Genomic DNA, 12,052 nt, shown 5'->3' on the forward strand with positions numbered 1-12,052 from the left:
CGCGGGGGCGGGGCGGCCGCCTGCACGGTCGCCGCCAGGTGCAGCTTGGTCAGCGTCCCCCGGGGCCGGCGCGCCCCGGTCGTCCTGCCGTGCTCGGTACGCGCCCGGGAGCGGCGGCCCGCCGCCCCTTCGCCCAGGCCCGGGACGCTCAGCACCTTCGTGCGGAACGGCTCGGCGGCCTTCACGGGCGCCTGCTCACCGGCGCCGGGGCCGGCGGCGGGCGCGGGAGCGGGCGCCGGGGCGTCCTCGGGCGCTGCTTCCGGCTCCCCGCCCTGCGGGGGCACACCGCCACCGCCGTCCGGGCCGCCACCGGGGCCGTCCGGGCCGGGGTCCGGGTCCGGATCGGGGTCCGGGTCGTCGTCCCCGCCGCCGAACTCCTCCAGCGTCTCGTCCAGTTTGTCCTCGTCGAGCCCCGGGGCGTCGAACGGGTTGCGCCTGCGCCGGTGCGGCAGCGCCAGCAGCGCCGCCTGCCGTACGTCGTCGGACGTGACGTCCGTGCGCCCCGCCCACGCGGCCAGCGCCGTCGCCGTACGCGCCATCACGATGTCCGCGCGCATGCCGTCCACCTCGAACGCCGCGCACGTGGCGGCGATCTGCCGCAGCGCCGCGTCCCCGAGCCGCACCTGCGGCAGCAGCGCCCGCGCGGCCACGATCCGCTCCCGCAGCGCGGCCTCCTCACCGGCCCACCGCGCCGCGAACGCGGCCGGGTCGTCGTCGAACGCCAGCCGGCGCCGCACCACCTCGACCCGCTGGTCGGGCTCCCGGGAGGCGGCCACCTCCACCGTCAGCCCGAACCGGTCCAGCAGCTGCGGCCGCAGCTCGCCCTCCTCCGGGTTCATCGTCCCGACCAGCAGGAAACGCGCCGCGTGCCGTACGGACACGCCCTCCCGCTCCACGTAGGAGGCGCCCATGGCGGCCGCGTCCAGCAGCAGGTCCACGAGGTGGTCGTGGAGGAGGTTGACCTCGTCGACGTAGAGCACGCCCCGGTGCGCGTCCGCCAGCAGCCCGGGCTCGAACGCCTTCACGCCGTCGGCGAGCGCCCGCTCGATGTCCAGCGCGCCCACGAGCCGGTCCTCGGAGGCGCCCACGGGCAGCTCCACCATGCGGGCCGGCCGGTGCACCGCCTCGGCGGCCGTGTGCGGGCCGTCGGGGCAGCCGGGGTCGGGGGAGCCGGGCGCGCAGGAGAAGCGGCAGCCCGCGACGACGTCCACGTCCGGCATCAGGGCGGCGAGGGCGCGGACGGCCGTCGACTTGGCGGTGCCCTTCTCACCGCGTACCAGGACACCGCCGACGGCGGGGGACACCGCGTTCAGCAGCAGCCCGAGCCGCAGGTCGTCCTGTCCGACGATCGCGGTGAAGGGGTAGTGGGGTGCGTTGCTCATGAAGGTGCTCCGGGTGCGATGAAGGGAAGTCCTGTGGGCGGGCCCTGCTCGATCAGCTTCCAGAGCGCGTCCGTGTCCGCGTGTTCCTCGATCAGGTCGCCGAGCGTGTCCAGCTGCTCCTCGCGCAGCGCGCCGAACGACGTGTCCGGGGCCGGTACGAACCGTCTCCCGGCCGCCCGCGCCACCTCCGCCAGGAACGCCCGGCGGAAGCCGTCGCTCTCCAGCGAGCCGTGCCAGTGCGTGCCCCACACGGCCCCGACGCGGCAGCCGTCCAGGAACGGCTCGCCGCCGCGCACGTCCGCCACGCCGTGGTGGATCTCGTACCCCTCCACCCGCTCGCCGAGGGCCTCGCCGGCCGGCCGGGCGAGCGTCTTCTCCGGCGCGAACCGCACCCGCACCGGCAGCAGGCCGAGGCCCGGGACCTCACCGGCCCGGGACTCGACCTCGTCCTCGATGCGCTCGCCCAGCGCCTGGAAACCGCCGCAGACGCCGAGCACGGGGCGGCCCTCGGCGGCCCGCCGGACGATCGCGTCCGCCAGCCCCCGCTCCCGCAGCCACGCCAGCGCCCTCACCGTGCCGCGCGTGCCGGGCACCACGACCAGGTCGGCGTCGACGAGCTCCTCCGGGCGGTCCACGAACCGGACCACGACACCCGGCTCGGCGGCCAGCGCGTCGACGTCCGTGAAGTTCGACATCAGCGGTACGGCGCAGACGGCGACCCGCAGCACGTCCTCGCCGACCGGCGGCGCCACGACCGACTCGCGCACGGCGCCGCGCAGCGACACCCGCAGCCCGTCCTCCTCGTCGATGCCGAGCCCGTGCGCGTACGGCAGGACACCGAACGTCCGGCGGCCGGTGAGCCCCAGCAGCATGTCCAGGCCGGGCTCCAGCAGCGTCACGTCGCCCCGGAACTTGTTCACCAGGTAGCCGGCGATCAGCTCCTGGTCCTCCGGCGCCAGCAGCGCCGTCGTCCCGAAGAACTGGGCGAAGACCCCGCCCCGGTCGATGTCGCCGACCACGACGACGGGGAAGCGGGCGGCACGGGCGATGCCCATGTTGACGATGTCGTTGCGGCGGAGGTTGATCTCGGCGGGGCTGCCCGCGCCCTCGCAGATGACGGCGTCGTACGTGCTCCGCAGCTCCTCCAGGCACTCCACGACCGTGCCGAACAGCGCCTGCTGCCGGCCGCCGTGGTAGCCGCGCGCGCTCAGCTCGCCGACCGGCTTGCCCATCAGCACGACCTGGCTGGACCGGTCGCTGCCGGGCTTCAGCAGGACCGGGTTCATCAGCGCGGTCGGTTCGACCCGTGCCGCCTGCGCCTGCATGGCCTGCGCGCGGCCGATCTCCGCGCCCTCGCGCGTCACGAACGAGTTGAGGGACATGTTCTGCCCCTTGAACGGCGCGACCCTCACACCCTGCCGCACCAGCCAGCGGCAGATGCCGGCCGTGACGACGCTCTTGCCCGCGTCGGACGTGGTGCCCGCGACGAGCAGCCCCCCACCCTTGCTCATGTACGCCTCCGCTTGATCGCCCCGTACGCCAGCCGCCCGCCCGCGCACACCACGAGAGTCAGGACACCCACCCGGCGCGACAACCGCACCGCCCGCTCGATGTCCGCCACCTCCACGGCCCGGCCCTCCCCGTTCAGCACCGGCCGGTGCTCGACGCGGCCGCCGTACGAGAGCGTCCCGCCGAGCCGTACTCCCAGCGCGCCCGCGAAGGACGCCTCGACCGGGCCCGCGTTCGGGCTCGGGTGCTTCGCCGCGTCCGCCCGCCAGGCCCGTACCGCGCCGCGCGGGTTCCCGCCCGCCACCGCCGCGAGGGCGGCCGTCAGACGGGCACCGGGCCACCCGGCGACGTCGTCGAGGCGGGCCGAGGCCCACCCGAAACGGCGGTACCTCGGGGACTTGTGCCCCACCATCGCGTCCAGGGTGTTCACCGCCCGGAAGGCCACCAGCCCCGGCACGCCCCCCAGCGCGCCCCAGACGAGGGCGCCGACCACGGCGTCGGAGGTGTTCTCGGCCACCGACTCGACGACGGCGCGGGCGATGCCGGGCCCGTCCAGGGCCTGCGGGTCGCGCCCGCACAGGTGCGGCAGCCGTTCCCGGGCGACGTCCAGGTCACCCGCGGTCAGGGCGCCGCCGATGGCGCGGGCCTCGCGGCCCAGCGAGGTACCGCCCACGACGGCCCACACGGAGGCGGCGGTCAGCGCGACGGGAAGGGCGCCCCGGTGGCGTGCGGCCCGGGCGGCGAGCGCCGCCGCGGCGGTCGCACCACCGGCGCACACGGCGGCGTGCAGCGCGCCCCACGCGCGGTGGTCGCGCCACAGCACGCCCTCGACACCGGCGGCGGCCCGCCCGAAGGCGGCCACGGGGTGTCCCCGGCGGGGATCGGCGAGGAGCAGGTCGGCGGCGAGCCCGGCGGCGGCGCCGTACGCGAAGACACGGTCGTTGCGCATCGGATCAGCCCGCCGATACGCCTCGCCGACCGGGTGCTGGTGGACGTGTGTACGCAGCTGAACGGCAGCCGGGCATGGGCGATGTCCTCACTCAGGGTCCGCGCCCTGGCTCGACGTGACCGGCGACGAGAGTTCCTGACTCATCCGCCCGGGGGCGGACTCACAGTGGCGGGACCGCGCCGGATTCGCACCGGCTTCCTCTCCTGCCGCCGTAATGGCCCCGGCAGTCCACCACGCCCCGCGAACGCCCGTCAACTCGCCGTTGACCTGCGACGGGAGGGTGTGCCGAGGCACACACCGCGCGCACGACGGCGCCCCCGGAACGACCGACCGTTCCGGGGGCGCCGCCGCGCGTCCGTCGTCAGGTGACGATGAGGAAGATTCCGTAGGCCACGGCCGCCGCGCAGAGCGCGAAGCAGGCGTACGCGCCCGAGCGGGCGAGGGTGGCCGAGCCACCGTTCGCGGAGGCCGTCTCCTGCTTGGAGAGGCCGACGATGCCGAGGGTGAACAGGCCCACCAGTGCGACGGTGGCCAGGAGGCTGACCCCGAAGACGGAGCCGAGAGCTGCCCAGTCGATCTTCATGCTGTTCTTTCCTTACACCGTGGCGGCGGGAGCCGGGGTGGTGGATGCCGTGTCCTCGCCGGCGGGAGCCGGGATGGTGGCCTTGAGGTCGGTGACGGTGCCGGCCGGCGGCGGGGTGACGGCCGCGATCGCGGTGGTCACGACGCCCGCGGGCTCGTCGGTGCCCTCGGCGTCCACGTCGTTGACGTTGGTGTGGTCGACGACCTGGCGGCGGGAGATGAACCAGATCGCGGTGCAGGAGGCGATCAGGAAGACCACGACGGCGGCGACGCCCCAGTCACCCTGCCGGGTGACCAGCTCGGAGCCGGCGGCGACCAGGCCGGCGGCCGGCAGGGTCAGGCCCCAGGCGACGAACATGCGGGTGGCGGTGGACCAGCGGACCACGCCGCCCTTGCGGCCGAGGCCCGCGCCCATCACGGCGCCGGAGCAGGAGTGCGTCGTCGAGAGCGAGAAGCCCAGGTTGGACGAGGCCAGGATGACGGCCGCCGCGCTGGTCTGGGCGGCGAAGCCCTGCTGCGGCTGGAGGTCGGTGAGGCCCTTGCCCATGGTGCGGATGATGCGCCAGCCGCCGAGGTAGGTGCCGAGCGCGATGGCCAGACCGGCGGAGACGATCACCCAGACCGGGGGGTTGGAACCGGGGGCGAGGGCGCCGGCGGCGACCAGGGCCAGGGTGATGATGCCCATGGTCTTCTGCGCGTCGTTGGTGCCGTGGGCGAGGGAGACCAGACCGGCGGAGGCGATCTGTCCGGCGCGGTAGCCCTTGCGGCCGGACTTCTCGTCGATGTTCGCCCCGGCCTTGTACGTCAGGCGGGCGGCGAGCATCGCGGCGATGCCGGCGACCAGCGGCGCGGCGACGGCCGGGATGAGGACCTTGGTGACGACGACGCCGCCGTTGACGCCGCCGATGCCGACCGAGGCGACGGTGGCGCCGATGAGGCCGCCCATCAGGGCGTGGGAGGAACTGGACGGCAGACCGACCAGCCAGGTCAGCAGGTTCCACAGGATCGCGCCGACGAGCGCCGCGAAGATCACTTCGGGTTGGATGCCGTCCTCGTTGACGAGGCCGCTGGAGATCGTCTTGGCGACCTCGACGGAGAGGAAGGCACCGACCAGGTTCAGCACGGCGGACATGGCCACCGCCGTCTTGGGCTTCATCGCGCCGGTCGAGATGGTGGTCGCCATCGCGTTGGCGGTGTCGTGGAAACCGTTCGTGAAATCGAACACTAGAGCTGTCACGACCACAATGGCGAGCAGCAGCGTGATGTGTTCCATTTACCCAGGCAATCGTTCGACGTCAGTGGTTCGGCGAACGTAGGCAACCTGAGTGAACGGAAGGTGAACTGGGTCGGGCGTCATGGTGACCCCCACCGGTGTCCTGCCATTCCGCTTGTGAGCGCGGAGGGCCCGGAACCCCAGGATCCGGGCGTTTCGGACCCCTCGCCGAAGGTCCTTCCGCCGGTGCGCCGGCCCGCGGAAGAGATTCTCCTCACTCACCCCCGTCCCGCCCTTTCCTCCGCCCCTGTGCCCGTGCGGGCCCCGCGGCGGCGCGGTGTCACCCGCGCCCGCCACCCCCGCCCCCTCCGGCCCCGGCCGGCGCCCCGGGGCGGGGCCGCCGGGACGGGCGGCTGGGCGGCTGACAGGATCGGGCGCATGACACAGGACGCGATCGAACGGGCATGGGACTCGGTGGTCGGCACCGCCCGCAGGACAGTGGCGGACGGGCTGGTCGTCGGCACCTCGGGAAACGTTTCCGCACGGGTGGGAGACGTCGTCCTCGTCACCCCCAGCGGAGTGCCCTACGACCGGCTCACCCCCGCCGACCTCGTGGCCGTCGACCTCGACGGCACCCGGATACGGGGCCGGCTCGCCCCCACCAGCGAGCTGCCCATGCACCTGGAGATCTACCGCCGCACCACGGCCCGCGCCGTCGTGCACACCCACGCCGTACACGCCACCGCCGTCTCGACCCTGGTCACCGAGCTCCCGCCGATCCACTACATGGCCGCGACCCTCGGCGGCCCCGTCCGCGTCGCCCCCTACGCCCTGTACGGGACGGAGGAGCTGGCCGCACACATGGTCCGCGCCCTCGACGGCCGCACGGCCTGCCTGCTGCGCAACCACGGCACCATCGCCCACGGCGACTCCCTGGACCAGGCCTACGACCGTACGGCCCAGCTGGAGTGGATGTGCCGCGTCTGGCTCGCCGCACGGTCCGTGCCCGGCCCCGGCCCGGCCCTGCTGTCGGCCGCCGAACTGGACGAGGCGGCGGAGAAGTTCCGCGGCTACGGCCAGCCCCGCTGACCGCGCGGCCCGCCGCCGGCCCGGGCGCCACGCCGGTGGGCGCCGCCCACTGGCATCCGGCCGCTCCCGTGCCGACACTGGAACGGTGCGCCCGGCTACAGCGACGGCAGCGGCCGTCACCACCCTGATCGGTGTCGGCGCGGCCACGGTCGCGGCCGGCCGGTACGCCAGCAGCGCCGCGCTCAACGTGGCGCCCGGCCGGCCCCTGCCCGGAGAGCCCCGGCTCACCGTGCACGGCACCGCCGCGGGCCAGGTCGTCCTGACGCGCTGCCTCGCCTCCCTCCGCCCCGGCACCTACGGCCTGACCGGCCCCGGCGTCCACGCCGTCGTCGGTCCCGTCCTGGACGACGTACCGCACAGCCCGGACACCGTCGTCCGCCGCCTGGAACGCGTCGTCGGCGGCCGGCTGGAGGCCGGTACCCGCGTCGGGTTCACGCCGCAGCTCCACACCGGCACCCCCTCCGACGTGCTCGGCCTCGCGTACGAGGACATGGAGGTGCCCGGCGAACTCGGGGCGATGCCCGCCTGGTTCGTCCCCGCCGCCCGCTCCACCTGGGTCATCGCCGTCCACGGCATCGGCACCACCCGCGAGCACCCCATGAACGTCATGGAATTCCTGCACCGCATGCGCCTGCCCGTGCTCGCACCCGCCTACCGCGGCGACCCCGGCGCGCCCCGCCCCGCCGGCGGGCTCGGGCACCTCGGCGACTCCGAGTGGCGCGACCTGGACGCCGCGATCCGCCACGCCGTGCGGCACGGCGCCGAGCGCGTCGTCCTCCACGGCTGGTCCACCGGCGCCGCCATGGCCCTTCACGCGGCCGCCAACTGCGGACTCCGCGACCGCATCAGCGGCCTCGTCCTCGACTCCCCGGTCCTCGACTGGGAGGCCACCCTGCGCGCGCTGGCCACCGCCCGCCGCGTCCCCGCCCCGCTGCTCCCGCTCGCCGTCCGTGCCGCCCAGGGCAGCACCGGGGTGCACGGCGACCGGCTCGCCGAAGCGGCCGACCCGCGGGGGCTCCGCGTCCCGACCCTCCTCTTCCACGGCCCCGACGACCACCTGGCCCCCTGGGAGACCTCCCGGGAGCTGGCCGCCCGCCGTGCCGACCTGGTCACCCTCCACACCGTGCGCGACGCCCCGCACTCCGCCATGTGGAACGCCGACCCGCACCGCTACGAGGAAGCGATGCGCCGCTTCCTCACCTCCCTCGTCTGACCCCCGCCGAAGACCCGTCACCTCCCCACCGGCGCCCGCCCCGCCCCGACCAGCCCCCGGCCCGCTCCCCGGCGGCCCGCCGCCCGACGCCGCCACCCGACGCCGCCGGCCCGCCGCCCGGCCCCCGCGCCCGCCCCGGTCTCCGCGCCGCCCCGGCGAACAGCCCGTGAACGGGCCGCATTACGGGCGCGAACCAGGCGAATCGGATTCCGTTTGGGCTTTCGGGGCGTCAGCGGGAAGACTGCTCCCGTGACGTCTCGAAAGCCCGATGAGCAACTGGCGCGCAATTCCAGACTCCGACTCGTCCGCCCGCGGCCCCTCACCACGGCCCGACGGGCCGTGACGACCCGGCGCACCCGCCCGGTGCCGCGGCCGCCCGAGGGGACCCCGCCGCCCGCCGAGCTGGCCCGACAGGCGCGGGCGGTGCTCTCCGACGCCGTGCGCATCGCGCGCTGGGCCGCCGTCGAGCGCGACCGGGACCACGAGCCCGACGCCCCGACGGCCACCGAACGGGCCGCGGCCGCCCTGGGCCTGACGCCCGCACAGGTCCGGGCGGGATGGGACCGCGCCCGGCTCGCCGGACTCGTCGAACTGCACGGCGACACCGCCCGCCCCGGCTGGCGCCTGCGCGCCTGGGACCGGGACGACTCCGCCGTCCTGCGCGGCTGGGTCGCGCTCTTCGACGCCTGGTCGCTCGTCCACCCGGCGCCCGGCGACGTCGCCCCCTCCTCCGTCGCCGAGGTCGTGGAAGCCGTCCCCCAGGTGCTCTCCCTCCTTCAGCTCTCCGCCGGGCCCGTGCCCGTGCCCGCCCTGCTCGACCTGCTCCGCCAGCGCGTCGCCGAACTCCGCGAGGAGCGCTGCGAGGTCCCGCCACAGCCGGCCGAGGAGCCCGAGGCGCCCCAGGAGCCCTGGCCGGCGCCCCGCCCGGACGCCGACTCCCTCGCCCGCCTCCTCGACTGGGCCCTGGAGGGCCTCGCCGCCGTGGGCGCCCTCACCCTCGGCGACGGCCAGGCCACCCTCACCCCGCTCGGCAACTGGGCCGTGTGGGTGAAACTGGAGCAGATCTGCGTGGCCGCACAGAGCCCCGCCGGCCACATCGAGCAGTCCGCCGAGGACATGCTGCGCGGCTGCGCCCGCCTCACCCCCGGACCCGCCCGCGTCGAGTACCGCGCCTGGCTCGCGGCCCGGCCCGTCGGCAGCGCCGTCACCGAACTGCTCGCCGTCGCCCGCGGCGAGGACGCCCTGCTGCGCGGCCTCGCCTTCGAGGCCCTCCGGGTCGTCGGCGCCCCCGCGGAGGCCGAGGTCCGGGCCGCCGCCGAAGAGGTCTGCCTGCGCCCCTACGCGCTGCTCTGGCTCGCCGAGTACGAGGGCGCCGACCCGGACGACGCCCCCGACGTGCTGACCCGCGAGGAGGCCACCTGGCTCTGGGTCGACACCGCGGCCGCCGTCGCCGACCACGGCGAGAGCACCCTCCTCGTCCGCCACCTGGAGTCCGCCGTCCAGGGCACCGTCCCCGCCCTGCTCGACGAGGTCCGTGCCGTGGGCCACCCCCGCACCGTCCAGGTCCTGGTCGCCCTGGCCGCGGCGCACCCCGACCCCGCCCTCGCCAAGGCGGTGCGCCGGGCGGCCTTCCAGGTCCACACCGGAGGCGCGTGACCCGCCCCGGGGCGACCCGGGCCGGTCCTGCCGGGCCCACGGTGCCTCACGACGGCCGGGAACGCCCCGACGCCGGCCGCCGCACCCCGCCGCTCCCGCCCGGCCGGCCGGACCCCCTCTAGACCGCGGCGCCGGGGGCGTACGTCCCGAAGCTCCAGACGTTGCCCTCGGCGTCCCGGGCCATGTAGTCCCGCGAGCCGTACTCCTGGTCCGTGGGCGGCATGAGGATCTCCACCCCGTGCTCCACGGCCCGGGCGTGATGGGCGTCGGTGTCCTCCACCACCACGTACACGCCCACCGGGCCCGCGCCGGCCATCGCCTTGGCGAAGACCCCGTCGCCGCCCCTGGTGCCCAGCATCACCATGCCGTTGCCGTACGACAGCTCGCTGTGGACGACGTAGCCGTCCTCGCCCTCGTAGACGCTCACCTCGGTGAAACCGAACGCCTCCTTCAGCGTTCTGATGGCCGCCTTCGCGTCCTCGTACAGGATCGTCGGATAGATGCTCGGTACGTTCGTCATGCTGATCACTCTCCGATTCGGCGCTCGACTCGACCTTGCGACCCCGCGGTCCCCGACCTTCCGACCTTGCGACTGTGATCCGGATCTCAGCTGTTCCTCAGTCTGGCACCCGCCACCGACAACCGGGCCCGCACCGCCCGCCGCTCACCGGAAGGTGTTGAACCGGGCCGAATCGCCCGCACGGCCGCCGTGAACCGTCCCGGGACGCCTCCCGCGCCGCCTCCCGGGGCCCCACGGCCGGATCGCTGCCGTCCCGCGCGCGCCCCCGCTCCCGGGGCCCGCGACCGCCGTCCGCGACCTCCGAGGTGCGGGGCCGGCGGGGCCGCCCGGACCGGGCGGACGGCCGCCCCGCGCGTGCCCCGCACCGCGTCCCGCCGGGCCGCAGATGGCCGAAAAGCAGTTGCAGACGCCCGTTAGACTGGCCCCTATGGCCATTCTCCCTGTGCATTAGCCGGCGTCGAAGCCACCGCACCCGCCGTCCTTCCGCCGTCTTCCCCACCGCCTGGAGTCTGTCCGTGATCACCGCCACCGGCATCGAGCTGCGCGCCGGCGCCCGCGTCCTCATCGAGTCCGCTTCCTTCCGCATCGCCAAGGGCGACCGCATCGGCCTGGTCGGCCGCAACGGCGCCGGCAAGACCACCCTCACCAAGTGCCTCGCGGGCGAGGGGGTCCCGGCCGGCGGCACGATCACCCGCTCCGGCGAGGTCGGCTACCTCCCGCAGGACCCGCGCACCGGCGACCTCGACGTCATGGCCCGCGACCGCATCCTCTCCGCCCGCGGCCTCGACACCCTGCTGCGCAAGATGCGGCAGAACGAGGAGCGCATCGCGAGCGGCTCGGGCGCCACCCGCGACAAGGCCCTGCGCCAGTACGAGCGCCAGGAGACCGAGTTCCTGACCAAGGGCGGGTACGCGGCGGAGGCGGAGGCCGCCACCATCGCCGCCGCCCTCGGCCTCCCCGACCGGGTCCTCGGCCAGCCGCTGCACACCCTCTCCGGCGGTCAGCGCCGCCGCGTCGAGCTCGCCCGCATCCTGTTCTCGGACGCCGACACCCTCCTCCTCGACGAGCCGACCAACCACCTCGACGCCGACTCGATCGTCTGGCTGCGCGACTACCTCAAGACGTACCGCGGCGGATTCATCGTCATCTCCCACGACGTCGACCTCGTCGAGACCGTCGTCAACAAGGTCTTCTACCTGGACGCCAACCGGTCGACGATCGACATCTACAACATGGGCTGGAAGCTCTACCAGCAGCAGCGCGAGGCCGACGAGAAGCGCCGCAAGCGCGAGCGCGCCAACGCCGAGAAGAAGGCCGCGGCCCTGAACTCGCAGGCCGACAAGATGCGGGCCAAGGCCACCAAGACCGTCGCCGCGCAGAACATGGCCCGCCGCGCCGAGCGGCTGCTCTCCGGCCTCGAGGAGGTCCGCGCCTCGGACAAGGTCGCCAAGCTCCGCTTCCCCGAGCCCGCGCCCTGCGGCAGGACCCCGCTCACCGCCGAGGGGCTGTCGAAGTCCTACGGGTCCCTGGAGATCTTCACCGACGTGGACCTCGCCATCGACAAGGGGTCGCGGGTCGTCATCCTCGGCCTCAACGGTGCGGGCAAGACGACCCTGCTGCGGCTGCTCGCCGGGGTGGAGAAGCCCGACACCGGCCAGGTCACCCCCGGCCACGGCCTCAAGCTGGGCTACTACGCCCAGGAGCACGAGACCCTCGACCCCGACCGCACCGTCCTGGAGAACATGCGGTCGGCCGCGCCCGACCTGGATCTCGTCGAGGTGCGCAAGACGCTCGGCTCCTTCCTCTTCTCCGGTGACGACGTCGACAAGCCGGCGGGCGTCCTCTCCGGTGGGGAGAAGACCCGCCTCGCGCTGGCCACCCTGGTCGTCTCCTCGGCCAACGTCCTCCTCCTCGACGAGCCGACGAACAACCTCGACCC

Annotated in this window: 10 protein-coding genes and 1 riboswitch; of the genes, 4 read left to right on the plus strand and 6 right to left on the minus strand. The window is 75.0% G+C overall.

Annotation, left to right across the window (positions count from 1 at the left end; translation table 11 throughout):
• The 5 genes from A4V12_RS23245 to A4V12_RS23265 all read right to left on the minus strand — a co-directional run.
• Window positions 1-1,382 (minus strand): ATP-binding protein (locus A4V12_RS23245; RefSeq protein WP_159028919.1); only part of this gene is annotated, 1,382 nt, incomplete at its 3' end.
• Window positions 1,379-2,893 (minus strand): cobyric acid synthase, encoded by a 1,515-nt coding sequence (locus A4V12_RS23250; protein ID WP_064071358.1) that lies wholly within the window; start codon window positions 2,891-2,893, stop codon window positions 1,379-1,381. The genes A4V12_RS23245 and A4V12_RS23250, both read right to left, overlap by 4 nt.
• Window positions 2,890-3,840, minus strand: coding sequence for a cobalamin biosynthesis protein (locus tag A4V12_RS23255; protein WP_064071359.1), 951 nt, complete (start codon window positions 3,838-3,840; stop codon window positions 2,890-2,892). Before A4V12_RS23255 ends, A4V12_RS23250 begins: the two co-directional genes overlap by 4 nt.
• A gap of 129 nt (window positions 3,841-3,969) precedes the next feature.
• Window positions 3,970-4,041, minus strand: a riboswitch (cobalamin riboswitch).
• A 160-nt stretch (window positions 4,042-4,201) separates the two neighbouring features.
• On the minus strand, window positions 4,202-4,423 hold the full coding sequence (locus A4V12_RS23260) for a hypothetical protein (protein ID WP_064071360.1): 222 nt from the start codon (window positions 4,421-4,423) through the stop codon (window positions 4,202-4,204).
• Window positions 4,424-4,435: 12 nt separating this feature from the next.
• Window positions 4,436-5,695 carry an inorganic phosphate transporter gene (locus A4V12_RS23265; RefSeq protein WP_064071361.1) on the minus strand — a complete coding sequence of 420 codons (1,260 nt, stop codon included), beginning with the start codon at window positions 5,693-5,695 and terminating at the stop codon, window positions 4,436-4,438.
• Window positions 5,696-6,073: 378 nt separating this feature from the next.
• On the opposite strand from A4V12_RS23265, the gene A4V12_RS23270 reads away from it, so the two are divergent.
• The 3 genes from A4V12_RS23270 to A4V12_RS23280 all read left to right on the plus strand — a co-directional run bounded on the left by A4V12_RS23270 (window position 6,074) and on the right by A4V12_RS23280 (window position 9,593).
• Window positions 6,074-6,724 (plus strand): class II aldolase/adducin family protein, encoded by a 651-nt coding sequence (locus A4V12_RS23270; protein ID WP_064071362.1) that lies wholly within the window; start codon window positions 6,074-6,076, stop codon window positions 6,722-6,724.
• An 85-nt stretch (window positions 6,725-6,809) separates the two neighbouring features.
• Window positions 6,810-7,937: an alpha/beta hydrolase gene (locus A4V12_RS23275; RefSeq protein ID WP_064071363.1), complete on the plus strand. Its 1,128-nt coding sequence runs from the start codon at window positions 6,810-6,812 to the stop codon at window positions 7,935-7,937.
• A 339-nt stretch (window positions 7,938-8,276) separates the two neighbouring features.
• Window positions 8,277-9,593 (plus strand): hypothetical protein, encoded by a 1,317-nt coding sequence (locus A4V12_RS23280; protein WP_064071364.1) that lies wholly within the window; start codon window positions 8,277-8,279, stop codon window positions 9,591-9,593.
• 118 nt (window positions 9,594-9,711) lie between these two features.
• On the opposite strand, the gene A4V12_RS23285 is transcribed toward A4V12_RS23280, so the two are convergent.
• Complete coding sequence (locus A4V12_RS23285) at window positions 9,712-10,113, minus strand: VOC family protein (protein ID WP_064071392.1); 402 nt, start codon at window positions 10,111-10,113, stop codon at window positions 9,712-9,714.
• Between the two features lie 515 nt (window positions 10,114-10,628).
• On the opposite strand from A4V12_RS23285, the gene A4V12_RS23290 reads away from it, so the two are divergent.
• Window positions 10,629-12,052 (plus strand): ABC-F family ATP-binding cassette domain-containing protein (locus A4V12_RS23290; protein WP_234372307.1); only part of this gene is annotated, 1,424 nt, incomplete at its 3' end.

This window comes from Streptomyces noursei (assembly GCF_001646665.1).
Lineage (GTDB): Bacteria > Actinomycetota > Actinomycetes > Streptomycetales > Streptomycetaceae > Streptomyces > Streptomyces lavendulocolor.